Genomic DNA, 25,719 nt, shown 5'->3' with positions numbered 1-25,719 from the left:
GACTCGCCGAGAGCCTCCTATCAGCTATCTGAACAGCGACAACATTGCCGCCGCGCTATAAAGTCCGAGACCGAACACGCTATGAGCTGCAACACCGCTCAAGCGCGCAATATTGGGTCTAGGCGTTTTCGATGCCGCAATGCCGGCCCCCATCGCAGGTTGCATGATCAAGAACGGGGCTAATATGGTCGATAAGCCGACAACGAGGGCAGGCAGAACTGTTGGGCTATCGAGCCAATCCGGGCCAGTGAATAGGAGCAACAAGAGCGCGAATACAGTGCCGATGAGATAATGAGCGCTCCATCCAATAATTTGTTCTCCAGTGATCCGCGGTGCCGACGATATATTGCCATGAGTAAACTGCCTTCTTGCGAAATGTCCTAGCCAGCGGCCCAGCATTGCCCAATTTGGTCCCGGTAAATGCAATATTTGACGCGCGAATATTGCCCAAAGATCGAGCATGGCCGTGGCCAATATTCCAAGGAGCGAGGCATATATTATGAGTTCGGGCATACCAGCGCGATGCTTTCTTCTGTATAAGATGATATAACATTACATAATGTGGGTATCGAGGTTGGTCAAGCCGTTGTGTGAGAGCTACATTGTCGCGATAGGTTTTCTAATGTATCGCCTATTTTAATGACAAAATTCACTGTTAACGACAGACCCGTTGAATATCGGATGGACGCCGACACGCCACTTTTATGGGCGTTGCGTGATGCCTCGAATCTGACCGGAACCAAATATGGCTGCGGCACCGGTGATTGCGGCGCCTGTATGGTGGAGGTTGATGGGGAGGCTATACGTAGTTGCCTTGTCACTATTGGCGAACTCGAAGGCCGGTTCATCACGACGATCGAGGCGCTGTCGCGGGACCGGAGCCATCCGGTACAACAAGCGTGGGCGGCTGAGAACGTCCCGCAATGTGGGTTTTGCCAGTCGGGTATGATCATGGCTGCGGCAGTCTTGCTCAAGAAAAACAAGAATCCATCCAATGACGAGATTGACGAAGCGATTACCAATATCTGTCGCTGCGGTACTTATCCGCGCATCCGTGAGGCAATCCAGCGGGCAGCAAGGGTTGCGCGCGGCGATGATGTCCTTAGCACGGCACCCCCACCAGGCATTGATCCTGCGGATGCCGCCAAAGCCGTTCCGGCGCTTACGCCGAAAAAATAGGCGGTATTGCCAAGCTTCAGGCGCTTCAAGGCTCGCCTATCATCTTAAGGTGTTTTGCCAGTACACGCTGAGCCTATCGATGGGGTTTTGGGGTGGGGTAATCGATAGACCCAGCATGCTGCAAAGTTCGTAGTCAATCACGAACGATTAGTAAATTCACCAATTCAAAGTGGCAGCATTCAAAAGCTAAATGTTGCGGTCAAGCGGCCGTTAATTGGTTCGCCTGTCGTAATATTATCATTGTTATGCACGGACGGGAAATAGGTTTCGTCAAAGAGATTTTCGACGTTCAACTGGATTTTGAACTGTTCGTTCACAGTGTAGTAAAGCGCCGCATCTACCCGGGTATAGGCAGGAACCCGAACGCTGTTGTCGTTTCTGGCAAACTGGCTCGACTGATGCGTGATGCCCAGGCCAGCGGCGAACCGATCGGTGAAATCATATTTGGTCCAAAGCGATGCCATATGCTCTGGCACCTGGAACAAGCGCAGATCCTGTCCGGCAACCGTGGCGCTGTTGCGCTGTTGACCATCAAGATAGCTGTAACCGGCATTAACCTGAAGTTTATCCGTCACACGGCCAACGAGCTGGATTTCTGCACCTTCCGTGCGAGATCCGGATAAGGTCGTGTCACCTTGATTGTTCAGCAGGACGGCTTGATTGTCGCGGTCAAGACGGAACAGGGCTGTCGTCAAGCTGAGGCCTTCCGCAAAATCCCATTTCAAACCGATTTCATAGTTTTCGAAGGTTTCCGGTTCCAGATCTACAGTGCCGAGAGTTGAGCCGACTGTTGGTGTCAGGGTCAGGAATTGGTCGCCAGCACGGGGTAGGAAGCTTTTGGAATAGCTGGCGTAAAGCGAGATATTTTCCTGTGGCTTGTAAATCAGGCCGATACGCGGGGAGAATTTGTCGTCGGTCCGGTTGAGGCGCACGTTATTCTGAATATCGTTCACATCAATATCAAAACTGTCAAAACGGACGCCACCGACAATCTCGAAATGGTCACCAATGCTGATCTGATCCTGGATATAAAGCGAGAAGAATTTCAGGTCCGAAGCACGGTTGCGGGTGAAAGCAGGGAAGCTGAATGCCGGTTGCGCAATCGGGTCGGTAAGCGGGATGGTGATCTGGTCATCATTGCTATCGGCAAATAAAATATCCTGCCGGGCGTTGGCAGATTGCTGTTGGCCGATTTCATAGCCGAGCAACAGCGTATGACCGATGCCGCCCGTCTCACCGGTCCACAGCAAATTGCCCTGGGTGATGAAATTTTCGCGGTCGGTGGTGTCGTTATAACCATCAAGGGTGACGGAATCGACAAGTGGACCGCCGGCCGGGACGCCTAATATGGCGTCGACCGGATAAACATTCCGGTATAATTTGTCATAGTCAGCATAAAGCGTGGTTGCATTGAAGCTGAGCGTGTCGTTGAAATCATGTTCGACGCGCAGTTTCAGGATATGGGCCTGCAAGGTGGTTTTGTTGGTGCCGTCAAATCCAAACAAGGTATCGCGAAATCCGCGTAAGGGGCCGCAAGGACTGTCGAACGAGCACTCATCACCAACGGCCCGTAATTCAGCCGGATTGCCGCGATCAACCGAGCGGTCGTCATCGACATATTCATAGGAGAGCAGGATACGGCTTTGGTCGCTCAGTTCTGCACCGATTGTCGGGTTAATCGCAATGCGCCGACCATCAAAGAAATCGCGGTGGTTGTTAAATTCTTCATATAGCCCATTGATGCGGAACGCGGCATTGTCAGCAATGGCTGCATTCACATCACCGCTAAGGTAAAACGCACCGAAGCTGTCTACGCTTGCGGTTGTCGAGCCGAATGTCTCATCGCTGATCGGGGATTTGGTGACCCGGTTGATGATGCCACCACCGCCACCGCGGCCAAAGATCATCGCATTGGGGCCTTTGTGAATCTCGACACGCTCCAGATTGTAGAGTGGACGGAAATATTGGACGTCATCGCGGATGCCATCGACGAAAAAGTCCGCAGTGGTGTTTTGACCGCGAATGGTGATCTGGTCGCGATTGCCTTCGCCCTGGCCAATTGAGGTTCCGGGGGTGTAACGCAGGATGTCGCCAATATCTTGCAAGGCTTGGTCATCCAATTGTTCGCGGGTCACGGCGGAAACGGTCTGCGGAGTGTCCAGCAAAGGCGTGCCAGTTTTCAGGCCAGCGCTGCTAATCGCAACATAGCCATCTTTTTCACCCGTAACGATGATCTCATTCTGATCATCCCACGCTGCATCATCAAGGGTTTCCTCAGCAGCCAGTGCGTTATTGGCCTGCAGCGCCAATGCCACAACACTGGCAACAGATAAAAATTTTGTACCGCGAAAACGTGATGAAATCATAATGTGCAAATTCCCTGATGTGCGAATCATTCTCAATATCAATCGGGCACTAATGAGAATAGTTCTCACAAGCAATGCCCTTTGTTGTATTTTGTAAATTTTCTTTGAAACATCGCGTGAGGTGGTGTTTATGGGGCACAGAAACACGCTGTTACGGAGCATGATATGAAAGCAACCATCTGGCATAATCCCAAATGCGGTACATCTCGCAAGACTCTGGCTCTGCTCGAAGAAGCGCCAGGTGTTGATGTGACCGTCGTGGAGTATCTCAAACACCCACCTAGCCGTGCCAAGCTGGAACAGCTCTACCGCGATGCTGGTATCAGCCCGCGGGAGGGCTTAAGAACCCGTGGTTCGCCCGCCGAAGAGCTGGGACTGACAGATGATAGCGCCACCGCTGAAAAGATATTGGATGCCATGGCGACTGAGCCGATCCTGATTGAGCGGCCGCTGGTGGAGACCGATAAAGGCGTTCGCCTATGTCGGCCGCAAGACCGGGTGCAGGAGATTATCTGACAGTTCTGGAATTTGGCGACTTAGTTCGCTCACCCATCCGGATCACAGATATGGCCGTTATCGCAGTTTATAGTATGAAGGGGGGCGTCGGCAAAAGCTGCACCGCCGTTAACCTCGCCTGGAATAGCGCGATACAATCATCGCGGCGAACCCTGGTCTGGGATATCGATCCGCAGGGTGCAGCATCGTTCATCCTGAATGGCGACCGGCATAAGAAAGATCGTGCGCGGGCAATGATTGCAGGCGATGTCAAGCCGGGCAAATTGATCAAGCCAACGACTATTGAGAATTGTGACCTTCTGGCGGCTGATGTGTCGCTGCGCGGTCTCGACCGGTTCTTTTTCGACCTGAACAAGAAAAAATATATGGGCAAAATCTTGCGTGAGCTCGAAAAAGACTATGACCGGATCATTCTTGATTGCCCGCCCGGGTTGACCGAAACCAGTGAACAGATTTTGCGCAATGCTGATCTGGTGATCGTGCCGGTCATCCCGTCACCATTGTCGGAACGCGCGCTGACGGACGTGCAGACCTTCCTCGATTCTCGGCGGCGCAAACATGCACCACTGTTACCTGTCTATAATATGGTTGATCGCCGCCGCACGATTCACAAGCAAACCTTGGCCAAAAAGCCAAAATGGCCGACTATTCCAATGTCCAGCGATGTCGAACGGATGACCCGTATCAAAAAGCCACTTGGAGAATTGGCGCCGCGCAGTCCAGCGGCCTTAGCCTATGCCAAAATTTGGCGCGGTATCGAAAAGAAGCTATCTAAGCTCTAGGGCACGATTTGATATATTAAGCGGCGCGATCACCCAGTCTGGCGGTGTCAGGATTAAAATCCTTGAACAGGTCGAGCGCATCATGCGGTGCCATGGGCCGGCCAAAATAATAGCCCTGGATTTTGCTGCAGCCGAGCTTCTGGATCATCTTGACTTCTTCTTCGGTCTCCGCCCCTTCGGCTGTCGTTGTCATGCCCAGGCTATCAGCCATAGCGACAACGGCACGAATGATAGCCAGGCTTTCTGGTACTTTCTTGGCAGCACCCTGCACAAAGCTGCGATCGACTTTAATCGTTGAGAAGCGGGTTTTCCGAAGATAGCCCAGCGAGCTATAGCCAGTGCCAAAATCGTCAAGCGATAGATTGATGCCCAGCCCGATAATCTGATCGAGCACCTGTGTGGCGCCAGTACCTTCGCGCATGAAGATGCTTTCCGTCACTTCTATCTCCAGCCGCTGAGCGGGGAGCTCGCTATCCTGAAGCGCAGACACAACCATATCCAGGAAGTTAGGATCAGTTAGCTGATCGGCCGAAACGTTCACCGCTATCTTGATCGTCGATGGCCATTTCATGGCTTCTTTACAAGCTGTCCGCATGACCCATTCGCCAATTGGTACGATTAGTCGCGCATCTTCGGCTAGCGGCACGAATTTTGCCGGAGACACGACACCGAATTCCGGGTTGGTCCAACGCAACAGAGCTTCAAAACCCATAACACCGCCAGTATCCGCGCTCACCACTGGCTGATAGTTGAGCGAAAACTCGTCATTATCCAGTGCCTTACGCAGGGCAATTTCCATAACTCGGCGTTCTTCGGCATGAACGTGAAGCTTCGGTTCATATTGATTATGAGCCCCGCCGCCCTGATCCTTGGATCGATAGAGCGCGAGATCGGCGCTACGCATCAGCATCTCGACGGTGCGGCCATCGCGCGGTCCAATAGCGGTGCCGACGCTTGCACCAATATAGAGTGTATGATTGTCGACTTCATAAGGGCGCGACAAGGTATCAATAATTTTTTTGCCGAGCATATCCATATATTGGGAATCGCTGGCATCTTTGATGACAATGGCAAATTCATCGCCGCCGAGACGACCGCAAAGCTCATTATCCGTCATGATCGAACGTAGCCGCTCTGAAACACGAGCAAGCAAACGGTCGCCGACAGGATGACCAAGCGTATCATTGACCGCTTTGAACCGGTCTAGATCGATCATCATGAAGCCGCAGCGGCCATTCCACTTGTCGGAATCCTGTTGTGCTTTACCGAGTGTTTCCGTCAGCTGAAGGCGGTTGGGGAGTCCCGTCAGCGTATCAAAGCGCGCCATGTGCGAAATTTTGTCTGCAGATTCGCGCTGTTCGGTCACGTCCGACCCAACACCGCGGAACCCATGGAAAACGCCATTTTCATCGAGTTTAGGCGATGCGGATATTTCCCACCACCGCGTCACGTCATTGATCATGACAGGAACCAGCATATTACTGAAGCTGTCACGTCGTTTTAGTTTTTCGGCCAGCTCGTGCAGAGCCGGAGGGAATTTCCCTGAATCCCACGCTTGCCCTGCAACCAATTGTAGGAACGGGCGGCCTTCAATATCTTCTGCGGTCCGGCCCACAGCGTGCGCAAAGCGCGGCGAAACATGGGTTAAACGGCGCGATGTATCGGTTTGCCACAGCCAATCGGCTCCGGTATCTTCAAATTCCCGCAACAGGAGGCTGACCACCTCCTTCTTCTCGTTGAGATTGGCTTCCGCAATTTTACGATTTATGAAAGACCGGCCATTCATCAGGCAGGACGCGATCAGCAACATAGCTATAGCGGCGGACGCCATCGCCATCTGATATCCGTTGATCAAATACCAGCCAAAAGCCGAAGACAGGCCGCACATTCCGATGAAAACGATGCTGGCAAGCGGGACAGCTGACATCAACATGGCCGAGCCAACCATCAAACACAAAACCAGCGCCCATATGCCAACCATCGTGCTCAAATCGCCGGACGGTCCAAAAAGAACCATAGCAATTGACCATAAGAGTCCACCGGCCAATGATGTTAAAATGACGTCGATATTCTCGCGCCGGGAAATGCTCTTGCGCTCCCAGACAGCTTCTTTGCGCGCTTTGACATAGCTGTAAACATACAGGCCGAACAAGGCGAGGGTCCAAGCACTGAGCAACAACCAGTTTACCTGCCCAATACAAAACTGAATAGCCAACAGGCCGCAAGTGATCGACCCGATCATTTTGATGAAGCCATTTTGATGCATGCCTTCAAACTGAAGCACACGAATACGGCCCCAGTCCACGCCCTCGGGATCAGATATCCCAAGCAAGACGCTCACAGGTATTTCTTGCGGTAAGCCCGATGATGATGACAGTTTTTCTTCCACGCTTTTCCCATACGCGGAAAACCTTATCGAAAAGTAAGCGGCGACCTATTTTTCCGAAACATGGTTAATCGATATTGACGCTTTTAGTTGCTGATTTTAAGCGGCCACATCATAAGGTTGGATATCTCCGGAAAGATATAGGTTGCGCGCCTTGGCCCTGCTGAGCTTGCCTGAGCTGGTGCGCGGCAAAGTACGCGGCGGGACGAGCTCGATCACGCAGTTCATGCCCGTGATTGCGCGAACTTTTTCGCGAATCTCGTCACGCAAACGCAATCTTTCAATCTCATCCGATGTCCGGCACTGAACCAATACAGCCGGTGTTTCATCGCCACCCGGTGTGGTGATCGCAAACGCAGCAATATCGCCAGCCTTAAATCCGGGCAATTGTTCCACAGCCCATTCGATATCCTGCGGCCAGTGGTTTTTGCCGTTGATGATGATCATATCCTTGGCGCGGCCTACAATATAGAGATACCCGTCGGACAAATAGCCCATGTCACCGGTATCGAGCCAGCCATCGATCAGACAAGCATCGGTGGCTTCCTGATCCCGATAATAGCATTCCATGACAGAGGGGCTTTGCATCCACACTTTACCGACAGCTTTTTCTGGTAAGACGCTGCCATCTTCTTCGCGAATCTCGAGCAATGTATCACGCACGGGCTTCCCGCAATTGACGATAGCGCGATACCGCTTGGGCCTGCTGCCATCGGCTTGCTTTTCGCCAGACAATTCGGTTTCTTCGACCAGTTCAACTTCCATGCCTTCACCTGGCGGCATGATGGTTACGGCCAAAGTAGCTTCGGCAAGACCATAGCTTGGCAAAAAGGCTTTCGCGTCAAATTTCGCTGGCGCAAAGGCATCGGTAAAGCGCTGCATCACATCCGGGCGGATCATATCAGCACCATTACCGGCGAGACGCCAGCGCGATAGATCGAAGCGTTCTGCCACGTTGGACTGGCTGCCAATGCGGCGTGCACAAATCTCATATCCAAATGTCGGTGAAAAGCTGCACGAAGTGCCTGGGTTGCGGGAAATTAGATCCAGCCATGACAGCGGGCGGCGCGCAAAATCAGACGTTTTGAGATAGTCAGTCGAGACCTGATTACAGACCATCGAAATGAAACAGCCTACCAAACCCATATCGTGATAAAAGGGTAACCAGGAAACACAGCGATCATCTTCGCCTACGTTCATGCCATAAGAATGCGATCCGACATTGTGGAGCAATGCTTTATGCGACACGGCCACGCCATGCGGGAAGCGGGTCGATCCGCTGGAATATTGCAAATAGGCAATATCGCTGCTCTTGGCTTCTGGCAGTTCACAATCGGGAATGTCATTTTCGGCAAATTTATCCCAGCCGAAAACCGGAATTTTGCGCGACTGACCAGCAGCAGCGGCGAGTTCTTCAATCTCATCGGGATAAAGTAAAATTGCCGGATCACAGCTGTCCAACTGGACGCCGATTTGATCGATGTAGCTATCCTTCCCGCCGAAAGAGGTCGGTAGCGGCAGCGGCACTGGCCATGCACCAGCATAGATCGCGCCGAAGAATAGAGCACAAAATTGTGGTTCTGTATCGGCAATCAAAGCAATCCGGTCACCCGGCTTGACGCCAAAACCGATCAGGCGGCGTGCTGCGGCCTTCGCGTCAACCTGCAGCTCCTTAAAAGGATATACCCGCACCAATGAGGCACGAGCATCATGAAAATTAAATCCCCTTTGCCCCTCTGCCGCATAATCCAGCGCTTCACCGACCGTTTCAAAATCGGCGAAACGGCGTGGGAGATCGTCTGCGGTGGGGGTTGGTGTCAGCTCAGTCATACAAAATCCATTTTCCAGAAGGTCCAGCCTTCTTACAAATCGTCATTTTTCCCAGATATTCAGCCGAATTTGAGAGATATTCAGCTGTCTTAACCCTAAACAAGCCCTAATGATTGCAACTGGCGTTTAAATTTCGGCTCTACTGTGGCACAAAAAGGGCAGTGGTTCTGAATGAGAGGCGAAGCGTTGAAAAATAGCGGTAGACCGTTGGACCAAAATAGCCTGCAAGAACTGGCTTTGCGCTATGTGAGCCGCTACGCGACCACGCGGCACAAATTAAAATCCTATCTTTTCCGTAAACTACGGGAGCGAGAATGGTCCGAAGACCGGCCGGCAGACGTAGAAGCGATGGTGGAACGCTTTGCCGAGCTTGGGTATATTGACGACGCGCTATTTGCCAAGAACCGCGCAGCGGCGTTGATAAGCCGAGGTTATGGCAAGCGCCGCGTGACACAGGCGCTATATCAGGCTGGAATACAAGAAGGCGACGACAGACAGGCGCTTGATCTTAGTGATGCCAAGAAATGGGACGCCGCGCGCACTTATGCGCGCAAGAAATCCATTGGTCCCTTTGCCCAAGAGCCAACCGACAAGGACAAATGCCGGAAACAGTTGCAGGCATTTTTACGAGCGGGACATGACTTTGACATTGCCTCCCGGTTTGTTTTTGCAAAGCCTGGAGAAGAGATTGAAGTAGAGATTTAGAACACCTGTTTTTTGAGTTAAAATGTTCTGATCTCAACAAGAATCGCAAGTTTACAATTAATATGCTATATTGTGCTTCCCCCGATTCTTTTTGGTTGAAGGACCCTTGATTCGGATAAAGTGTTCGGAGATGCATTGTGGCAAGTTTGTATGCGGAGCCCGCCAGAGCAGATGATGGTTCGGTTAGTGATGTAGTAGAGAGTGGGCAAGAACAGGCAAAACCTGTTTTGCAGACTGTAGGGCATGTGAAATGGTTCGATTCCCATCGGGGTTTCGGCTTCATTATTCCCGACCTTGAACAACATCAGGGTGCCGATCTTGACCATGGCCAAGATATATTGGTGCACTGGACGGTGCTGGAACCGCTTGGCCGCCGGGACTTGCCGGAAATGGCCGTTGTCCGCTGCGAATATGTAGATGCTGCCAAAGGCCTACAGGCCACAAAAATCCTCGATATTGATGAATCTAACTGCGAGCAGATGGTACATCAGCCAGCTCCTGAAACGAGACGCAAATCCTTCCATGCGGTGGAGGACACAGGGACTTTTGTAGGAGCAGAGGTTAAATGGTTTAATCGCGCCAAAGGCTATGGCTTTCTGGTTGCTGATGGCATGGATGGTGATATTTTCGTTCATATGGAAACACTACGTAATGCCGGGATTGCGGAAATCATGCCTGGACAACAGGTTTTGGTCCGCATTGATGATGGAGATCGCGGTCATATGGCAGTGCAGATCACTACAGCGCTAGCGTCCCAGTAACCAGATATCCACTTGCATAAAGAGCGCCCGTCTATGACCGGATTTTTCAAACGTGCCCTATGGCCTATCCTTTTGTCATCCAGTCTAGGGCTAACGGGCTGCTATGCGCAGGCTGGCAATACTGATGGCAAGACACCGCAAAGCCAATCATCGGAGAACAGTCTTTCAGAAGCAGGGCTTAAGCAGATCCCGTTGACGGTCACATCTGGCGTCCAAACCCATGCTTTCACTGTTGAACTCGCCAAAACCAGTCAAGAACAAGCCCGCGGCCTGATGTTCAGGACCGAACTGGCGCCTGATCGCGGTATGATATTTCCCTTTACCCAAGAGCGTATGGCAAGCTTTTGGATGAAGAACACCGTGATTCCGCTTGATATCATCTTCATCCGCAGCAACGGTACGATCGAATCAATTGCTGCCAATACCACTCCTTATTCGCTAGAGCCGGTACCATCGGGAGAGCCGGTTGTTGCAGTTCTGGAATTGGCTGGTGGGCGTGCCGCAGAGCTAGGGATTTCGGCAGGCGACAAAGTAGAATGGCAGCAATAGCGACAGACCGAAAGCTGCGCCCCATATTTCGACGCATTTTTTAATTGCGGACCACCCACTCGTGGCGCTAAGCGGACAGCTATGGGAATATTAGGCAAAATCTTCACGTGGTGGGACGGTGCGACCATCGGTACCTCATGGTTTAGTATGCGCAAGGGCAAGTCCGTCGGCGAGGATGTTTTTGGTAATGTTTATTACCAGACTAAAAATCTTGGCAAGGACGGCGACAAGCGTTGGGTTATCTATTCCGGTGCAAATGATGCGAGCCTTGTACCACCCGAATGGCATGGCTGGCTGCACAAGAGTTTTGACGAGATTCCAGAAAGCTATTTGCCGCAACCGCGCATATGGGAAAAAGAGCCAACCGGTAACTTGACCGGTACAGCCAATGCCTATCGCCCGGCCGGCGCTTTGGAGGCAGGTGGCGTTCGGGCCGCTGCAACAGGCGACTATGAGCCATGGAACCCGGCCGAAGCCGAATGACCGCTGATTCTGGATTTCTCACTTCTAACCGGAATCGATTGGTTCCGGTTTTTGCTGGCGCACTGTTATTATCGGGTTGCGGCCTTTTTGGTGATGATGAAACCGGCGAGAGTACGGGGCAGCCTGCAGAAAAAGCCGAAGTAGCGGCAACCGATGATGAGGAACTGGTTCAACCGGTGACGGAACAAATCGGTACGCCAATGGCAGAGCGCGTTGCGACACTGGGTTTCTTAAACAAACGCAATGGTCTGACCCGTGATCTGGAATTGAAGCCGGGCCAGTCGATCCGTGTCGGCCGCGCAGTTGTCCGTCTACGTGCCTGTGAACGCACCGCGCCATGGGAGTTGACACCGGAGCAAGGCGCTTTTGTTCAGTTGTTGGTAAACGCTCGCCCGGCTACGCGGCAGGGCGATGACAAGTGGGAAACGGTTTTTTCCGGATGGCTGTTTCGCGAATCACCATCGCTGAATGTGGTAGAGCATCCGATTTACGATGTCTGGGTCAAAAGCTGTGCGATGAGTTTTGCAGGCGAAGAAGCGCCGCCAGCGGATAACTCCAATCCGACCGCGCCGCGTTCGTCGCCTTCGTCCAGTGAAGCTAACAATACGTCAAGCGCTGCAAACGATGGTCCGGCAACAAGCCCAGTGGAGCCCGCACCGGCTCCAGAGCCTGTCCCGGAACCCGTACAGCCGGTGCCTGCAACACCGTCCGCGGAACCCTCTGATCCCATAGCTGACTTAATTGCCGAGAATGCAGGCGTGCAATAATCTTGAGCGGCGCCCAGTCGGTCGAGATATTCTTCCTGGCTGATTTCAATAGCACCAAGCGAAGCCAGATGATCGGTCATGAACTGACAATCAAGCAGTGTGAAACGCCCGACAATCAATCGCGCCACGAGCCATGCCAGCGCGACCTTTGATGCATCACGAGCACGGGAAAACATGCTCTCCCCGCAAAACGCCTCACCAATGACGAGGCCATAAAGTCCGCCGACAAGCGTCTTTTCACCTTTTTCATCGACCAACCAGCATTCTACACTATGGGCGTGACCACGCTCATGAAGCTGGACAAATGCCTCTTCGATATCGGCATTTATCCATGTTTCGCGGCGATCACTCGCCGACTCTGCGCAAATGGCAATGACTTCAGCAAAAGCGGTATCCGCCGTCACCTCGAAACGTCCGGAACGGATAGTTTTGCGCAAAGAGCGTGACATGCGAAAGCCGTCCAGCGGCAATATCGCTCTGGTCTTTGGCTCTACCCAGAAAGTTTCGGGGTCGTCCCTTGCATCGGCCATCGGAAAGATGCCCGATGCATAGGCTTTCAGCAGCAGTTCGATCTCAATCGCCATTAATGCTCCGGACCGACCGGGGTGTTCAGCAAAATTTTCGCTTCTTCAGCGATCCGCTGAGCGACGGCCATATATTCATCGGCAAAGCCCGCTCCCGTACGCCAGGCGATACCGATACTGCGCGAGGCCTCCCAGTCTTCTATTTGAAGCTGAGCCACGTCGCCGCCATGAGCCAATTCGGAGCGTACATATAGCGCAGGTAAAATTGCAAGGCCTAAGCCTGATGCGACCATCTGGCGCACGCTGTCCAGACTGGTGCCTTCATAGTCTTGCAACAGGTGCATACCGTGCTTGTGGCATTGTTCGGCCACATCTCTATGCAAGTGATGGCGGCGATCAAGGCTGAGGACTGGTGCATTATAGAGATCAGCCTTGGAAAGTTTTTCCTGTGTAGCCAAGGGATGGTCGGGCGGCGCAACCAATATCAAAGGTTCACGAAATAAGGGTTCTATCGAGAGATTTTCCCCTTCAATCGGCAACGGACCGAGCAGCATGTCAATCGCGCCTTTAACCAGTTCCATGGCCTGTAAATCTGGAATACCCTCTCGCATGTAGAAGCGAAGATCGGGCTGGGCGCGGTGCAGCGCAGCGATTACGGGCGGCATCAGATAGGGGCCGAGGGTCGGCGATACTCCAAAACGCAATGTGCCTGCCAGGCTTTCACTCGCGCGCTCGGCAAGGTCACGAATATCCTTTACCTGCACGAGCACTCGTCTGGCCCGTTCGGCGATCTCGCGGCCAATTGGAGATAATTCCGCGCCGTGGGTCCGACGTTCAACCAGCGTTACGCCGAGCCGCGATTCGAGCGCTCTTAACTGATGGCTAAGCGTAGGCTGGGAAGCACCGGCAGCTTGAGCTGCACGCCCAAAATGCTGGTGATCGGCAACCGCGACGAGATATTGAAACTGACGTAATGTTGGCATGGGGGATACCTTTTATGGTGATAGATATTATCTATTGATTATTCAATTTTCATTCGATTGGAAGTATCACCAACTTTCTGCAATATCAAGATCAACAGAAGCAAAAACGATAGAAAAGGAGATAAAGACATGAAAAAAATATCTAAACAGTCTGATCCGCAAATATCGCAAGCTCGAATGACACAACCACTCGTTTGCGATGCGGCCCTGATTGCCGAATGACATAAACGAACATTTCTTTACCCCCCCCCGAACTGGGGTAGCAGCTTTCCCTCTTTCCGCTGCTGCCCCATTTTTTTGTCACCGGGTTTTCATCCGTTATGATTAGAAAAGCCTCTCCCCCCTCATGATATCCCTTACGAAAGCATAGCTATGGCCGGAAAAATGCGCACGGCGCTGATGGAATTTGTTGCTCGCGAAACCAGCGCCGGCATCGTGTTATTTGTTGCGGCCCTGCTCGCGATGATTGCGGTCAATAGCGCGTTCAGTCCCTATTATCTGGCCTTTTTGAATATCCCAGTCGTGGCGCAATTTGGCGCATTGGAAATTGCCAAGCCGCTATCTTTGTGGATCAACGATGGCCTTATGGCGATTTTCTTCTTTCTGGTCGGCCTAGAAGTCAAACGGGAGATACTGGAAGGCCAGTTATCCAGTATCAACAAGGCCGCTTTGCCTGCGATTGCAGCGGTTGGCGGCATGGCTGTTCCGGCGGCCGTGTTTCTCTATTTTAACTGGAACATTGCAGCCAATATAAATGGCTGGGCGATTCCAGCGGCCACCGACATTGCCTTTGCCCTTGGCGTTCTGGCGCTCCTCGGCAAACATGCGCCGCTCTCTATGAAAGTGCTGCTGCTCGCCATTGCGATTATTGATGATATCGGCGCGATCATAATCATAGCGCTATTCTATACGGCGGATGTATCGAGTTTCTCGCTGATGCTGTCTGCGGTCGGCATTGTTGTCCTGATCTTGATGAACCGGCTGGGTGTTACGCGGATTGCCCCCTATGTACTGGTCGGCACATTCCTTTGGATATGTGTTTTGAAATCCGGCGTCCATGCGACACTGGCCGGCGTGATCGCTGCGCTTTCGATCCCGCTTAATGCAAAAGACGGGACGTCGCCGCTGAAGCATCTGGAGCATATATTGCACCCGTGGACGGCCTTCATGGTGTTGCCTATTTTTGCCTTTGCCAATGCTGGTGTCTCGCTGGCGGGGCTTCAGCTTAGTGACTTGTTTGCACCGCTGGCGCTTGGCATTGCGGCTGGCCTGGTGATCGGCAAACAAGTTGGCGTGTTCGGCTTCATGTTTATCGCTGCGAAAATTGGTTTGGTGCAGCGCCCCATGGGTGTATCCTGGTTACAGCTTTACGGTCTTGCTTGCCTCACCGGTATCGGGTTTACGATGAGCCTGTTTATCGGCAACCTTGCTTTTGTCGATCCGGCGCAGATTGAAACGGTGAAACTGGGCGTGATCAGTGGGTCTCTAGTGTCCGGCGTTCTGGGGTTCCTGGTCCTGCGCTTTGCTCGGCCTGCGCGATGACGTTCCAATGGATAGCAATTGGTTGAATTAGATTGCCCCACAGGGCGGCTTATATGATACCGCCTTCTGATGACACGGCATCTTTATCTTGCGGCGGGTTTTACCGCATTGGCCTTGGGCAGCATTGGCATCATCCTGCCGCTGCTGCCAACCGTGCCCTTTGTCATCCTTGCGGCCTTTTGTTTTGCGCGCAGCAGTCCGCGGCTAGAGGCCTGGCTTCTCGATCATCATGTCTTTGGGGCACATATTCGTAACTGGCGTGACAGGCGGGCGATTACCAAGCGCGGGAAGCGAGCCGCGATTGCAGCTTTTGCAGTCAGTATCGCGATCGCGCTTATCTTCTTGAAAATGCCCTGGAATCTTATTCCGGTCGCTGCTGCATTAATTTGCGGTACGTGGATATGGACCCGCAACGAGCCTGATCCTGCGCCAGAAATTGCCTCAGATGCAGTGGCCGAAAAAGAGTCTCCGCATAAAGAATAGTTTTTCCTGTGCCGGATGATGATAAAAGATCGGCAAATAGGCGACGGGCCTCGCATGCGATGCGGATCGCCAGGAGGAGAGCATTATGTCACGGCAGAAATTATTGGAAATGACTCGTTCGTTGGTCGCGCATGGCGAGGCCGACACGATGGAACTGGTCGATGATGTGGTGGCTGTGCCCGCTTCCGACTATACCGATGAAGACCGGTTTGAGCAGGAAAAAGAACGTATTTTCAAACGCCTGCCGCTGATGGTAGCGCCGTCTTGCGAGTTGCCCGAACCCGGCTGCTACAAGGCAATGGAAATTGCCGGTATACCGGTTTTGGTGACCCGGCAGAAAGACGGTACCGCGCAGGCGTTTCTCAACAGTTGTACCCATCGCGGCAATCCAGTGGCGCAAGGCAGCGGCAAGGCATCCCGCTTTACCTGCGGCTATCATGGCTGGACATTCAAAAATGACGGCGAATTGCTCGCCGTGGCCTCGCCCAAGGATTTTGGCACGGTCGACAAGGCGGCATTCTGTCTGAAGAAATTCCCGACCCTTGAGCGCGCTGGTCTGATCTGGGCGACGCTCGATCCGGAAAGTACCCTCGATATTGCCTCTTATCTATGCGGCTATGACGAACTGCTGGAGCATTTCGGATTCAAAACCTGGCATTTGTTTGATCAAAGAACGATTCCCGGCCCGAACTGGAAGACCGCCTATGACGGCTATCTGGATTTCTATCATTTGCCGGTGCTGCATAAGGATACATTCGGTGCTGATTTCTTCAACCGAGCCAATTATTTTGCATGGGGTCCGCATCAACGCCTCTCCTCGCCATCAAAATTCATTCAGAAGACGGGCAGCGATGAACAAATTGATCTGACCGAGACTGATGAAAAAGATTGGCCGATCGACGCGTTGCTACAGGGCGTGTGGACCATCTTCCCGCATATCTCGATCGCCAGTTTTTACGGCGGTGGCGGTCGCGGGGCGATGATATCCCAACTTTTCCCGGGCACCGGCGTTGGTGACAGTTTTACCACGCAATTTTATGTGATGGAGCATGAGCCTGCGGACGATGCCGTGCGGCAAGGCGCGCATGAACAGTTTGCTTTTCTGGAAACCGTTGTGGCGGATGAAGATTATAAAACCGGGAAACGCCAGCATGAATCGCTGCAATCTGGCATGCTCGACAAAGTCTGGTTTGGCCGCAACGAAGGTGGCGGGCAGGCTTTCCATCAATGGGTCGATAAGCTCATCGAAGCCGATGATGCTGAGTTAGATGCTATATTTGCTCCACAGTTGCAGGCGGCCGAATAGCTAAGCGTTTCGGAAATCGCGGCTAGGCGGCAGGGCTTCCTGCCATTTGGGCCGCTCGTTCCGCAGCTTCTCCAGCATCTGTTCCCAATAGGATTCGGTCTTGCCTTTAAACTGGATGTTAAAATCCTCGGCGGTCCGAAATTCGAGAATTTCAACGCCCTTCTCACCAATTGTATAGGTATAAGGGGTCTCGGCGGGCAGGAAGAATCCGTCACCCGGGCCCATTTCTTCGGTACCCATGCGGATGTCTCCAGCAATGATATAATAGAGGCAATCGCTATCATGGCTGTGTAGCGGCAGCGGATATCCGGGCTTGAACCAGAAATGATGGAGCGAGAAGCCGAAGCCGCTGAACAGACAAGTGCCTTTATAGCCATCGGCTACACCGGCTTCACCCATTTTGGTCAAACCATCAAGGATGACCGGCGCTTCATCGACATAAGACATATGCCCCGCATCGCCAAAGTCCTGCGCATCTTCTTTGCGGAAGATACGCAGGACTTTCAGCGGCTCGGGTTTTACGCCTGCTTTGGTGCCTGTTTTCGTGGGGGAGGCATCTGCCATATCATTCTCCGGACCAGTTTGGAGAGAGGATATAGCACCACAGGCGCGCCGGGGGAACGGGTTAGACCGGAATCGGTACGCGGGCTGGATAGCTGGCAATATAGCGGTCCAGCACGGCGGGGTTGAGCATGTCTTTAAATGCGCAGCCTAGCCCAATATTACTACGGTGGATCACTTCTGCTTCCAATGGTGCGAGACCGGGCAGGGTCAGCCAGCATCTTGTGCCGGGATGGGCTTGCAGCAACGCATCGCAAGCAAAGCCGGCCATTGATATATTCGCAACTTCTGTTGCAAAGCTGCTCGAACCGGAAAAGCGCATTTTTGCCGGTATGGCAACCTTGTGCCGTGGCGCGCAGCGATCTTCCTCCGCTGCGAATGTATAGGGCGCTACAGTGGGTGCAGTTTTTGAATTCTGGGTTTGTAAATATGTCATAGGAACCTCCTTCGTAGTGACGACGGCGTATCAATGCTTGGGTGTGCACCGATGAACTGCTTTTCCCACGACCAAGTAAACCACCTCTTCTTTCGCGAGGTAAACAGGATTCTAAAAAAATTAACTATGTTTGCGATGCTGACGGGGCGTAGACCCGTTGTTTGCGGCGGCCGCAGAATGACGCTTGCCCTCAGCCGCACATAGCGCTAATGCGCGGCCATTGGTTGATTCAGACTAAAGCTGATCAGCATATGTAGGGGTGTAGCTCAGATGGTAGAGCGTCGGTCTCCAAAACCGAAGGCCCACGGTTCGATCCCGTGCGCCCCTGCCACTTTTTCTCCAAAATATGGCAGTCTGAACATATGACTCAATTTATTTCCGCTATTTCACTGGTGGTCCCTGATTATGATCAGGCGATTGGCTTTTATGTTGGCCTATTGGGTTTCGATCTTATTGAAGATACAGAGCTTTCCGAGGATAAACGCTGGGTATTGGTGGCGCCTCCTGGCAGCACCGAAACGCGGCTGTTATTGGCTAAGGCCAGTAATGAAGCGCAGGAAGAGGTTATCGGTGAGCAAGCCGGTGGCCGCGTGTTCCTATTCCTCGAAACCTATGATTTTGAGGGCGATCTGGCGCTAATGGAGCGTGCGGGCGTCGACATTATCGAGGAGCCCCGAGTCGAAAGCTACGGGAAGGTGGTCGTCTTTCGTGACCCCTTCGGCAATAAATGGGACTTGATCGAGCGGCACTAGTAAAGCCCCCTCGTAGCAATGCCGTAGCGTCACCACAGAAAATTGCCTGAACCGCTGTTTTCTGCCATAATCAACTCATGACCGAACAGCAAATCGCAGCGACCGATCAGGACGCTTTGGAACCCTATTTGGGTGGTAGAAGTTTCGAGCAATGCTGGGAACAATATGAAACCGATGGCTATGTGATTTTCCCCGGAATCATGCCTGCCGATCAAATCGCAGAACAGAGCGCGGCGCTTGAACCGTTTATCGAAGCCGATATTCGGGGGCGCAATGTGTTTGAAGGCGTCCAGTCCAATCGCATCTATGCGATGCTGGGCAAGGACCCAGTATTTGCCGACCTGATCACTCACCCCTTGCAACTGGCTTTTGCTGAGCGGGAATTGGGTGCAACCTGCCTGCTATCCGCCTGTCTTGCGATCAACCTGCATCCAGGCGAGACTGTACAACCTTGGCATATGGACGATGACCATTGCCGTCAGAAAATGCCGCGCAAGGCGCTTGGTGTCAGCACATTCTGGACTATTGATCCGATGACGGAAGAAAATGGCGCAACCGAAGTTATTCCCGGAAGCCATAAATGGGGACCGGTGAAACCAGAAGGCGCGAATGAATCTTCCCATTTTTCCAACAAATCCTTGCTTGATGGCGATGGCGATCCCGGCGCGCATCCAGAGGCGATCAAGGCCGTCATGCCAGCGGGCTCCTTGATGATCGCCAAGGGCAATTTGTGGCATCGCGGCGGTGCCAACCGCTCGGACAGCTCGCGGCTAATCGTGACGCCGCAATATTGTCCGGGCTGGATGCGGCCATTGGAAACCATGTTGCTCGCGGTGCCACCCGAGAAAGCGGCCGCCTTGCCGAAACGCGCGCAAGAGTTGCTTGGCTATTCCATTCACGAGCCTTTCATGGGCTATGTCGATGGTATGCACCCGGGCCGGGCTTTGGCCAGTTAAACTGTTTTCTCATCTATTCATGACCCAGGGAGATACTGTGTGAAGGCCTTGGAGAGTGACGCGCCGCTGATCGTCTATGTCGACATCAAGAGTCCCTATGCCTTTGCCGCGATTCGGCCAACGCTGGCACTGGAGAAGTCGCTCGGGATGCGTTTTGACTGGCGGCCGTTAACGTTGGATATCCCTAGCTATTTGGGATCGGCGCGCAAAAGCAAAGGCAAGGTCGTCGAAAGCACCCGCAGCACGAGCCAGTGGAGCTGGGTCAAATATGCATACCGCGATGCCCGCCGCTATGTCGAGCGTCAGGGGTTAATGCTCAAGGGTACAGAGAAAATCTGGGACTCATCGATTCCCAATATAGGAATTCTATGGGCCATGCAGACAGACCGCGAACGGCTGGGCGATTATTTCGAAGCAGTCTATCCACCCTTTTGGCGGCGCGAGCTGGATATTGAAGATGTAGCCGTGGTCGAGGCTTGTCTCAAGAAAGCCGGAATCGATTCGAACGGCTTTGCTGCATTTGAGCAAGGGAAAGGCCGCGCCCGGCATGATGCGCTTCAGTCTCAGCTCCATCCTTGCGGTATTTACGGCGTTCCGACTTATGTGTTGGACGGCACCATCTTGTTTGGCCGCGAGCATCTGCCTTATGTTCGGTGGCATTTGCAGGGGCGAGAAGGGCCGGCGCCCGATATCGCCTATGAGATTGATGCCATTGAGGCGGATAATGTGGGAGTGGGGCCATGCTAACCATCTATCTCGATTTTAAATCGCCCGCTTCCTATCTGGCGTTCGAGCCAACATTGGATCTGGCGCGCGAAACCGGCGTCCATATCGACTGGCTCCCTTTTTCAGTGCGGCCTTTGTCAGTGCCTGAAGAACAAGCGGATGAAACCGTTGGGGAACGCCATCGCCGGGTTCGTGCGATTGCTCAGCGAGACACCTATTTGCACTATTCAGCAGTGCAAGGGCGGGAAATGCTGTTTTCGAAAACACCTGCTGGTTCTGATCTAGCATTGGCGGCCATAGCCGGAATGGAAGGAGACCCTGTTCCGTTTATGCGCGCAGCTTTTGCTGCCTATTGGATAGAGCAGGTGGATTTGGATAATGAAGCGGTGGTTGTGGGCTTGCTCCAGTCGGCGGGCATCGACATTCCAGACCTTGGATCAGCGCTCGAGAAACTGGCTTTAGTCCGAGATAAGGCAAGCGAATCAGGAATTTTTGAATCGCCATCCTATATTATTCAGGACCAACTCTTTGTCGGTCGGGAACATCTGCCGTGGATAAAGTCTCTTATCGTGGCGGAATCACGCCAGTAATATCCCACTCTTGTCTTGCGGAATCGGGAATCACGAGCTAAAGGGCTGGTTCTTTCCTAAATCATGCATATATCCGATCCCAGTCGATAGACTGACACCCGGAGTTTATGCCGGGTTTGGGGAAATAACTTTAGGAATCGAACCATGGCGAAAGTCAATCCCGGCGAATTTATGCGGCAAGTCCGCGCCGAAAACAGCAAGGTTGTCTGGCCGACATGGCCCGACACGGTCCGCACCGCGATCATGGTGCTGATCATGACGACGATTTTGGCGCTGTTTTTCCTCGCTATCGATTCGGTTTTCAATGGTGTCGTTGGTTGGCTCCTTAATCTCGCAAAGGGCGGCTAAACCCTCGCGAAACGCAATTTAGATTAGGTTATTTACATGGCACGCTGGTATATCATTCACGCTTATTCAGGCTTTGAGCATAAGGTCAAAGAAGCCATTGAGGCGGATGCCAAACGCCTGGGCCTGACCCCGCTGGTTGAAGAAATCGAAGTTCCAACCGAAACCGTGACCGAAGTACGTCGCGGTAAGAAAGTGCAGTCGGAGCGGAAATTCTTCCCCGGCTATGTGCTTGCCAAGCTGCAGATGACCGATGATGTTTATCACTTGGTCAAAGATCAGCCGAAAGTAACTGGCTTCTTGGGCACGACAAAACCGCAAGCAATTAGCGAAGCCGAAGCAGCGCGCATCCTCAACACCAAAGAGGAAGCCGCCAACGCGCCGAAACAGCGGATTACGGTCAACTACGAAATTGGCGACCAAATTAAGGTTTTGGACGGCCCCTTCGCCAGCTTCAACGGTATTGTCGAAGAACTGGATTTCGAGAAAAACCGTGTCAAAGTATCCGTATCGATCTTTGGCCGCGCGACCCCTGTCGAGCTTGATTTCGAGCAGGTTGAAGTCGCGAAATAAGAGATTTGGTGGTTTGCGCCACCGGATAAACCCCAGCGGCTTTGAGCCACTGGATTACCCCCGGCGGCTTTGCCGCCAGGACACCAACGCGGGAGGATGATTTTCGGATCATCTGTTTGACCGCTTAATTTGAGGGCAAAGCAATCATGCGGAGCCCGATAGAATGAAAGGACAGCCAAATGGCTAAGAAAATTGATGGCTACATCAATTTGCAAGTACCTGCCGGTATTGCAAATCCATCCCCGCCAATCGGCCCTGCACTGGGTCAGCGCGGCGTTAACATCATGGAATTCTGTAAGGCGTTTAACGCGGCTACAGACAAGATGGAAAAAGGCGCACCGATACCAACCAAGATTACGGTTTATGCGGATCGCAGCTTCACCTTTGAAACCAAATCACCACCAGCCAGCTTCTTCATCAAGAAGATTGCCAAGCTAAAAAAAGGTTCCAGCGAACCTGGCAAAGTTTCTGGCGGCACGATCAAAACATCGCAGCTGAAAGAAATTGCTGAGCTAAAAATGGCTGACCTCAACGCCAATGACGTTGACCAAGCTGTAAAGATCATCGCGGGCAGTGCTCGTTCGATGGGCATTGACGTGGTGGAGGGATAAGACATGGCTAAACTCACCAAACGCGCAAAAGCTTCCAACGAAGCTGTGGATCGCGAAAAGCTCTATGGCATTGACGAGGCGATCAAGGCGCTGAAAGCCCTCGCTTCCAAGTCAAAATTTGATGAAACGCTCGACATTGCGATCAACCTTGGTGTTGATCCACGCCATGCCGACCAGATGGTTCGCGGTGTGATTTCCCTTCCAGCTGGCACCGGTAAAGACAGCCGCGTTGCTGTGTTCGCCAAGGATGCTAAAGCAGACGAAGCGAAAGAAGCAGGCGCGGACGTTGTCGGCGCAGAAGATTTGATGGAAGCCATGCAAGGCGGCGATCTGAACTTCGACCGTGTCATCGCAACCCCGGACATGATGGGCGTTGTTGGCCGTCTCGGTAAGGTTCTTGGTCCTAAAGGTCTGATGCCTAACCCGAAACTCGGCACGGTAACCCCGAATGTCGCGCAAGCGGTCAAGGACGCCAAGGGCGGCCAGATCGAATATCGCGTTGAAAAAGCGGGTATCATCCATAATGGTATCGGCAAGACGAGCTTCAAGGAAGCAGATCTGCGCAAGAATTTCGATGCTCTGGTCGGCGCGGTTGTCAAAGCCAAGCCAACCGGTGCGAAAGGCAAATATGTCAAGAAAATCGGTCTGAGTTCGACCATGGGCCCTGGCCTGAAAATCGACCTCGGCGAGATTGAAGGCGCATAAGCCGATCATTTGATCGATATTGAGATAGAGAAAAGGCCGGGAGCGATCCCGGCCTTTTTTATTTGTCGGCTCTCCCTTGGGGAGGCCGTAAGTTTAGAATTTAGCCCGTACACCAAGACCGACACCGAACGACTCTGTGTCATCACGCAGATTGGCGTTAAAATCATTACCACCACCGCCAACAAAGCTACGCGTAAAGTCGCGGCGATAGACTTTGGTATAACGTCCTTCCGCGAAGATATCGAAGCGCTTGCTGGCTTTCACAGTTGCGCCGATGGCATTGAAAGTGACCAAACCAGTTGGGTTTCCATCCACTTCAAAAGTCGGCGCAGTCGCAACGCCATTACTAGGGAAATAGTTGATATCCGCATCAACCACGCCGATACCAATGCCGCTACCGAAATAGGGAATGACCTTCTGATTGGATGACCAGACAATGTCATTATAGAGCGCGGCCGTTGCTGTGAAACGGTTGACGCTGCCGCCAAATGTCTGATTGCCGCCGTTAAAAGCGCCGCCATCCACATCTGCTTCTGCATAGCTGACTTCCACTTCCACGCGCGGTTTCAGAAACGGGATCAGCCCGCTCTTAAACTGATAGCCAACCGCGCCTCTTAAGGCGAAGCCGGTATCATATTCTACGTTCACATCGGCAGGTGCGCCGGCGATGCCAGGAACACCGGCGGCCGGGTTTTGGGTGCCGACAAAATCACTATCATTCAAAAATTCTGCTGCTGCGGATGCAGACAGATAAAATCCTTCATCTCTGTCATTTTCAGTTTGGGCGTGGGCTTGAAACGAAAAAACCATGCAGCCAGCCAAACCGATGAGCGCGACAGAGTTGCGAAGTATTTTGTTATAATTCATGTAAGCTATCTTTCTGGGTGCAATTACACGCACCATTAGAGTTGGGGGACAGATAGCCTTTCGGAATGAAACCATATCCGGTTACACCGGGATCAAAATAAAGGGGAAGACATGCAAGATACGACACATAAAGGCTCTTGCCTCTGTGGTGCGGTGCAAATATCTATCGCTGGCGATTTGCCGCAACCCGACGCCTGTCACTGTTCGCAATGCCGCAAGCAAACAGGGCATTATTTTGCCAGTACAGATGTACCGGAGAGTGCTTTAACGGTCGAGGGTGAAGATAATGTCCGCTGGTACCCGTCCTCTGAAAAAGTCCGACGCGGATTTTGTGGCACCTGCGGATCAACGCTATTTTGGGATCCGATTCATCATGACAAGATTGCCGTGGCGATGGGGCTATTTGACGGAGCCACGGACACGAGCTTGTGGAGCCATATTTTCGTGGCTGACAAAGGTGACTATTATAAAATTGAAGATGGCGTTTTGCAGAAGGACCAGTAACTCCTCTCCCGAGGCCCTTTAATTTAGGTAGATCCTCAACACGAAGGCTCCCCAAAGCTCTTGACATCCGGGTTGTTCCCGCTATTGGCACTGTCACAAATTGCGGTTCCGTCAAACGAACCACAATTTCCGTCCGAGACAGCCGGTGAGGGGAATATGCCTCTCTTAATTTCCAGCCTAGACGGGGATCAGTTTTTTCGTGAGGCAACTCACGGGTTTGCAGTCAGCGTTTCTTTCGCGACAAGGCAACCAAAACCCCCCTTCGGATTATACAGGAATGGTTTCGATCATTCCTTTCGCTCGTCGTTCTTGCTCGCGCCTGAATGACGGTATTGAAGAAAGCGGATTGCGCCTCAAAAACGCAATCCACGTGAAGGAGCAAAATATGGATCGTGGTCAAAAGACCGAAGCCGTTGCTGCGCTAAACGCGACTTTCAAAGAGGCTGGGGTTGTCGTGGTAACACGCAATCTGGGTCTCACCGTATCTCAGTCTACTGAGCTACGCGGAAAGATGCGGGAAGCCGGTGCGAGTTTCAAAGTCTCTAAAAACCGCCTTGCCAAGCTGGCTCTGGAAGGAACCGACTATGCCCCGATAGCAGATATGCTGTCTGGACCGGTCGCACTTGCCACATCGGATGATCCGGTGGCTGCTGCGAAAATCGCAGTGGAATTTGCAAAGTCTAATGATCTCCTGGAGATTGTTGGCGGCGCGATGGGCGATACCCTTCTTGACGAAGCGGGCGTTAAATCCCTGGCCTCCATGCCATCTCTTGATGAACTGCGCGGAACGATTGTTGGATTGCTTGTTGCACCACAAACGAAAATCGCACGGGTGGTCAAGGAACCAGCTGGAGCCCTTGCACGTGTAGTGGGCGCTTATGCCGCTACGGGTGAATAAATAAACTTACTCAAAATAGATTAGAAAATTTGG

At 52.6% G+C, this 25,719-nt stretch carries 28 protein-coding genes, 1 tRNA gene and 2 pseudogenes; 22 read left to right on the top strand and 9 right to left on the bottom strand.

The annotated features are described in order from the left end of the window. Window positions 1-24: 24 nt before the first annotated feature. Window positions 25-513: a DUF2938 domain-containing protein gene (locus ABJM21_RS15220; RefSeq protein WP_348300843.1), complete on the bottom strand. Its 489-nt coding sequence runs from the start codon at window positions 511-513 to the stop codon at window positions 25-27. Window positions 514-639: 126 nt separating this feature from the next. On the opposite strand from ABJM21_RS15220, the gene ABJM21_RS15215 reads away from it, so the two are divergent. Further along, window positions 640-1,179 carry a (2Fe-2S)-binding protein gene (locus ABJM21_RS15215; RefSeq protein ID WP_348300842.1) on the top strand — a complete coding sequence of 180 codons (540 nt, stop codon included), beginning with the start codon at window positions 640-642 and terminating at the stop codon, window positions 1,177-1,179. Window positions 1,180-1,358: 179 nt separating this feature from the next. Here ABJM21_RS15215 and ABJM21_RS15210 read toward each other — a convergent pair whose 3' ends face one another. Continuing rightward, the gene (locus ABJM21_RS15210) at window positions 1,359-3,545 is read right to left on the bottom strand and encodes a TonB-dependent siderophore receptor (protein ID WP_348300841.1); all 2,187 of its coding nucleotides are present in this window, start codon (window positions 3,543-3,545) and stop codon (window positions 1,359-1,361) included. A 165-nt stretch (window positions 3,546-3,710) separates the two neighbouring features. On the opposite strand from ABJM21_RS15210, the gene arsC reads away from it, so the two are divergent. Both arsC and ABJM21_RS15200 read left to right on the top strand, forming a co-directional pair. Next, on the top strand, window positions 3,711-4,061 hold the full coding sequence (arsC, locus tag ABJM21_RS15205) for an arsenate reductase (glutaredoxin) (protein ID WP_348300840.1): 351 nt from the start codon (window positions 3,711-3,713) through the stop codon (window positions 4,059-4,061). Next, window positions 4,025-4,843, top strand: coding sequence for an AAA family ATPase (locus tag ABJM21_RS15200; protein ID WP_348300839.1), 819 nt, complete (start codon window positions 4,025-4,027; stop codon window positions 4,841-4,843). Before arsC ends, ABJM21_RS15200 begins: the two co-directional genes overlap by 37 nt. Before the next feature lie 16 nt (window positions 4,844-4,859). Here ABJM21_RS15200 and ABJM21_RS15195 read toward each other — a convergent pair whose 3' ends face one another. Beyond that, entirely contained in the window at window positions 4,860-7,184 is a 2,325-nt protein-coding gene (locus tag ABJM21_RS15195) for an EAL domain-containing protein (protein WP_348300838.1), read from the bottom strand. A gap of 144 nt (window positions 7,185-7,328) precedes the next feature. Beyond that, complete coding sequence (locus ABJM21_RS15190; protein ID WP_348300837.1) at window positions 7,329-9,059, bottom strand: fatty acyl-AMP ligase; 1,731 nt, start codon at window positions 9,057-9,059, stop codon at window positions 7,329-7,331. A gap of 171 nt (window positions 9,060-9,230) precedes the next feature. Here ABJM21_RS15190 and ABJM21_RS15185 point away from each other — a divergent pair, with 171 nt between their 5' ends. The 5 genes and pseudogenes from ABJM21_RS15185 to ABJM21_RS15165 all read left to right on the top strand — a co-directional run. Continuing rightward, window positions 9,231-9,764 (top strand): regulatory protein RecX, encoded by a 534-nt coding sequence (locus ABJM21_RS15185; RefSeq protein WP_348300836.1) that lies wholly within the window; start codon window positions 9,231-9,233, stop codon window positions 9,762-9,764. Window positions 9,765-9,901: 137 nt separating this feature from the next. Then, a complete protein-coding gene (locus tag ABJM21_RS15180; RefSeq protein WP_348300835.1) occupies window positions 9,902-10,525 on the top strand; it encodes a cold shock domain-containing protein in 624 nt (207 codons plus the stop codon). A gap of 33 nt (window positions 10,526-10,558) precedes the next feature. Then, window positions 10,559-11,074 (top strand): DUF192 domain-containing protein, encoded by a 516-nt coding sequence (locus ABJM21_RS15175; RefSeq protein ID WP_348300834.1) that lies wholly within the window; start codon window positions 10,559-10,561, stop codon window positions 11,072-11,074. A gap of 81 nt (window positions 11,075-11,155) precedes the next feature. Next, window positions 11,156-11,557: an NADH:ubiquinone oxidoreductase subunit NDUFA12 gene (locus ABJM21_RS15170; RefSeq protein ID WP_348300833.1), complete on the top strand. Its 402-nt coding sequence runs from the start codon at window positions 11,156-11,158 to the stop codon at window positions 11,555-11,557. Next, window positions 11,533-12,009: pseudogene (locus ABJM21_RS15165) on the top strand (DUF2155 domain-containing protein); the annotation flags it as partial. The gene ABJM21_RS15170 and the pseudogene ABJM21_RS15165, both read left to right, overlap by 25 nt. A 35-nt stretch (window positions 12,010-12,044) precedes the next feature. Here the strand turns inward: ABJM21_RS15165 and aat are convergent. Both aat and ABJM21_RS15155 read right to left on the bottom strand, forming a co-directional pair. Continuing rightward, window positions 12,045-12,908, bottom strand: a complete 864-nt coding sequence (gene aat, locus ABJM21_RS15160) for a leucyl/phenylalanyl-tRNA--protein transferase (RefSeq protein WP_348300832.1) — start codon at window positions 12,906-12,908, stop codon at window positions 12,045-12,047. After that, window positions 12,908-13,831 (bottom strand): hydrogen peroxide-inducible genes activator, encoded by a 924-nt coding sequence (locus tag ABJM21_RS15155; RefSeq protein ID WP_348300831.1) that lies wholly within the window; start codon window positions 13,829-13,831, stop codon window positions 12,908-12,910. Before ABJM21_RS15155 ends, aat begins: the two co-directional genes overlap by 1 nt. A 372-nt stretch (window positions 13,832-14,203) precedes the next feature. Between ABJM21_RS15155 and nhaA the strand changes: the two genes are divergently transcribed. The 3 genes and pseudogenes from nhaA (at window position 14,204) to ABJM21_RS15140 (ending at window position 17,162) form a co-directional block, all read left to right on the top strand. Next, on the top strand, window positions 14,204-15,373 hold the full coding sequence (gene nhaA / locus ABJM21_RS15150; protein ID WP_348300830.1) for a Na+/H+ antiporter NhaA: 1,170 nt from the start codon (window positions 14,204-14,206) through the stop codon (window positions 15,371-15,373). A 69-nt stretch (window positions 15,374-15,442) separates the two neighbouring features. After that, window positions 15,443-15,790 (top strand): annotated as a pseudogene (locus ABJM21_RS15145) (YbaN family protein); the annotation flags it as partial. A gap of 151 nt (window positions 15,791-15,941) precedes the next feature. Beyond that, window positions 15,942-17,162 (top strand): aromatic ring-hydroxylating dioxygenase subunit alpha, encoded by a 1,221-nt coding sequence (locus ABJM21_RS15140; RefSeq protein ID WP_348300829.1) that lies wholly within the window; start codon window positions 15,942-15,944, stop codon window positions 17,160-17,162. Here the strand turns inward: ABJM21_RS15140 and ABJM21_RS15135 are convergent, their stop codons facing one another. Both ABJM21_RS15135 and ABJM21_RS15130 read right to left on the bottom strand, forming a co-directional pair. Further along, a complete protein-coding gene (locus ABJM21_RS15135) occupies window positions 17,163-17,726 on the bottom strand; it encodes a cupin domain-containing protein (RefSeq protein ID WP_348300828.1) in 564 nt (187 codons plus the stop codon). A 61-nt stretch (window positions 17,727-17,787) separates the two neighbouring features. Then, window positions 17,788-18,159 carry a PilZ domain-containing protein gene (locus ABJM21_RS15130; RefSeq protein ID WP_348300827.1) on the bottom strand — a complete coding sequence of 124 codons (372 nt, stop codon included), beginning with the start codon at window positions 18,157-18,159 and terminating at the stop codon, window positions 17,788-17,790. Window positions 18,160-18,414: 255 nt separating this feature from the next. On the opposite strand from ABJM21_RS15130, the gene ABJM21_RS15125 reads away from it, so the two are divergent. The 9 genes from ABJM21_RS15125 to rplA all read left to right on the top strand — a co-directional run bounded on the left by ABJM21_RS15125 (window position 18,415) and on the right by rplA (window position 23,417). Beyond that, window positions 18,415-18,490, top strand: a tRNA-Trp gene (locus ABJM21_RS15125). Window positions 18,491-18,521: 31 nt separating this feature from the next. Continuing rightward, the gene (locus ABJM21_RS15120; RefSeq protein WP_348300826.1) at window positions 18,522-18,911 is read left to right on the top strand and encodes a VOC family protein; all 390 of its coding nucleotides are present in this window, start codon (window positions 18,522-18,524) and stop codon (window positions 18,909-18,911) included. Window positions 18,912-18,988: 77 nt separating this feature from the next. Next, the gene (locus tag ABJM21_RS15115) at window positions 18,989-19,867 is read left to right on the top strand and encodes a phytanoyl-CoA dioxygenase family protein (RefSeq protein ID WP_348300825.1); all 879 of its coding nucleotides are present in this window, start codon (window positions 18,989-18,991) and stop codon (window positions 19,865-19,867) included. Window positions 19,868-19,906: 39 nt separating this feature from the next. After that, window positions 19,907-20,614, top strand: a complete 708-nt coding sequence (locus tag ABJM21_RS15110; RefSeq protein ID WP_348300824.1) for a DsbA family protein — start codon at window positions 19,907-19,909, stop codon at window positions 20,612-20,614. Then, window positions 20,608-21,183, top strand: a complete 576-nt coding sequence (locus ABJM21_RS15105) for a DsbA family protein (RefSeq protein ID WP_348300823.1) — start codon at window positions 20,608-20,610, stop codon at window positions 21,181-21,183. The genes ABJM21_RS15110 and ABJM21_RS15105 overlap by 7 nt, the downstream gene beginning before the upstream one ends. A 144-nt stretch (window positions 21,184-21,327) precedes the next feature. After that, on the top strand, window positions 21,328-21,531 hold the full coding sequence (gene secE, locus ABJM21_RS15100) for a preprotein translocase subunit SecE (protein WP_207986798.1): 204 nt from the start codon (window positions 21,328-21,330) through the stop codon (window positions 21,529-21,531). Between the two features lie 36 nt (window positions 21,532-21,567). Beyond that, a complete protein-coding gene (gene nusG, locus ABJM21_RS15095) occupies window positions 21,568-22,101 on the top strand; it encodes a transcription termination/antitermination protein NusG (RefSeq protein WP_348300822.1) in 534 nt (177 codons plus the stop codon). Window positions 22,102-22,280: 179 nt separating this feature from the next. Then, window positions 22,281-22,712: a 50S ribosomal protein L11 gene (gene rplK, locus ABJM21_RS15090; RefSeq protein WP_348300821.1), complete on the top strand. Its 432-nt coding sequence runs from the start codon at window positions 22,281-22,283 to the stop codon at window positions 22,710-22,712. A gap of 3 nt (window positions 22,713-22,715) precedes the next feature. Further along, on the top strand, window positions 22,716-23,417 hold the full coding sequence (gene rplA / locus ABJM21_RS15085; protein WP_348300820.1) for a 50S ribosomal protein L1: 702 nt from the start codon (window positions 22,716-22,718) through the stop codon (window positions 23,415-23,417). Between the two features lie 93 nt (window positions 23,418-23,510). Here the strand turns inward: rplA and ABJM21_RS15080 are convergent, their stop codons facing one another. Beyond that, a complete protein-coding gene (locus ABJM21_RS15080; protein ID WP_348300819.1) occupies window positions 23,511-24,284 on the bottom strand; it encodes a hypothetical protein in 774 nt (257 codons plus the stop codon). 111 nt (window positions 24,285-24,395) lie between these two features. On the opposite strand from ABJM21_RS15080, the gene ABJM21_RS15075 reads away from it, so the two are divergent. Continuing rightward, the gene (locus tag ABJM21_RS15075; protein ID WP_348300818.1) at window positions 24,396-24,788 is read left to right on the top strand and encodes a GFA family protein; all 393 of its coding nucleotides are present in this window, start codon (window positions 24,396-24,398) and stop codon (window positions 24,786-24,788) included. Between the two features lie 385 nt (window positions 24,789-25,173). Then, on the top strand, window positions 25,174-25,686 hold the full coding sequence (rplJ, locus tag ABJM21_RS15070; RefSeq protein ID WP_348300817.1) for a 50S ribosomal protein L10: 513 nt from the start codon (window positions 25,174-25,176) through the stop codon (window positions 25,684-25,686). The last annotated feature ends 33 nt before the right edge of the window (window positions 25,687-25,719 follow it).

This window comes from Parasphingorhabdus sp. (genome assembly GCF_039977335.1).
GTDB lineage: Bacteria > Pseudomonadota > Alphaproteobacteria > Sphingomonadales > Sphingomonadaceae > Parasphingorhabdus.
Note: the sequence above shows the minus strand (reverse complement) of the source record. Positions and strands in the feature narration are given on the sequence as shown.

Excerpts from the sequence above, each read along its gene's own strand:
- ABJM21_RS15220 (WP_348300843.1), bottom strand. The coding sequence starts at position 513 with ATGCCCGAACTCATAATATATGCCTCGCTCCTTGGAATATTGGCCACG.
- ABJM21_RS15215 (WP_348300842.1), top strand. The coding sequence starts at position 640 with ATGACAAAATTCACTGTTAACGACAGACCCGTTGAATATCGGATGGAC.
- ABJM21_RS15210 (WP_348300841.1), bottom strand. The coding sequence starts at position 3,545 with ATGATTTCATCACGTTTTCGCGGTACAAAATTTTTATCTGTTGCCAGT.
- arsC (WP_348300840.1), top strand. The coding sequence starts at position 3,711 with ATGAAAGCAACCATCTGGCATAATCCCAAATGCGGTACATCTCGCAAG.
- ABJM21_RS15200 (WP_348300839.1), top strand. The coding sequence starts at position 4,025 with ATGTCGGCCGCAAGACCGGGTGCAGGAGATTATCTGACAGTTCTGGAA.
- ABJM21_RS15190 (WP_348300837.1), bottom strand. The coding sequence starts at position 9,059 with ATGACTGAGCTGACACCAACCCCCACCGCAGACGATCTCCCACGCCGT.
- ABJM21_RS15185 (WP_348300836.1), top strand. The coding sequence starts at position 9,231 with ATGAGAGGCGAAGCGTTGAAAAATAGCGGTAGACCGTTGGACCAAAAT.
- ABJM21_RS15175 (WP_348300834.1), top strand. The coding sequence starts at position 10,559 with ATGACCGGATTTTTCAAACGTGCCCTATGGCCTATCCTTTTGTCATCC.
- ABJM21_RS15170 (WP_348300833.1), top strand. The coding sequence starts at position 11,156 with ATGGGAATATTAGGCAAAATCTTCACGTGGTGGGACGGTGCGACCATC.
- aat (WP_348300832.1), bottom strand. The coding sequence starts at position 12,908 with ATGGCGATTGAGATCGAACTGCTGCTGAAAGCCTATGCATCGGGCATC.
- ABJM21_RS15155 (WP_348300831.1), bottom strand. The coding sequence starts at position 13,831 with ATGCCAACATTACGTCAGTTTCAATATCTCGTCGCGGTTGCCGATCAC.
- nhaA (WP_348300830.1), top strand. The coding sequence starts at position 14,204 with ATGGCCGGAAAAATGCGCACGGCGCTGATGGAATTTGTTGCTCGCGAA.
- ABJM21_RS15140 (WP_348300829.1), top strand. The coding sequence starts at position 15,942 with ATGTCACGGCAGAAATTATTGGAAATGACTCGTTCGTTGGTCGCGCAT.
- ABJM21_RS15135 (WP_348300828.1), bottom strand. The coding sequence starts at position 17,726 with ATGGCAGATGCCTCCCCCACGAAAACAGGCACCAAAGCAGGCGTAAAA.
- ABJM21_RS15130 (WP_348300827.1), bottom strand. The coding sequence starts at position 18,159 with ATGACATATTTACAAACCCAGAATTCAAAAACTGCACCCACTGTAGCG.
- ABJM21_RS15120 (WP_348300826.1), top strand. The coding sequence starts at position 18,522 with ATGACTCAATTTATTTCCGCTATTTCACTGGTGGTCCCTGATTATGAT.
- ABJM21_RS15115 (WP_348300825.1), top strand. The coding sequence starts at position 18,989 with ATGACCGAACAGCAAATCGCAGCGACCGATCAGGACGCTTTGGAACCC.
- ABJM21_RS15105 (WP_348300823.1), top strand. The coding sequence starts at position 20,608 with ATGCTAACCATCTATCTCGATTTTAAATCGCCCGCTTCCTATCTGGCG.
- secE (WP_207986798.1), top strand. The coding sequence starts at position 21,328 with ATGGCGAAAGTCAATCCCGGCGAATTTATGCGGCAAGTCCGCGCCGAA.
- nusG (WP_348300822.1), top strand. The coding sequence starts at position 21,568 with ATGGCACGCTGGTATATCATTCACGCTTATTCAGGCTTTGAGCATAAG.
- rplK (WP_348300821.1), top strand. The coding sequence starts at position 22,281 with ATGGCTAAGAAAATTGATGGCTACATCAATTTGCAAGTACCTGCCGGT.
- rplA (WP_348300820.1), top strand. The coding sequence starts at position 22,716 with ATGGCTAAACTCACCAAACGCGCAAAAGCTTCCAACGAAGCTGTGGAT.
- ABJM21_RS15080 (WP_348300819.1), bottom strand. The coding sequence starts at position 24,284 with ATGAATTATAACAAAATACTTCGCAACTCTGTCGCGCTCATCGGTTTG.
- ABJM21_RS15075 (WP_348300818.1), top strand. The coding sequence starts at position 24,396 with ATGCAAGATACGACACATAAAGGCTCTTGCCTCTGTGGTGCGGTGCAA.
- rplJ (WP_348300817.1), top strand. The coding sequence starts at position 25,174 with ATGGATCGTGGTCAAAAGACCGAAGCCGTTGCTGCGCTAAACGCGACT.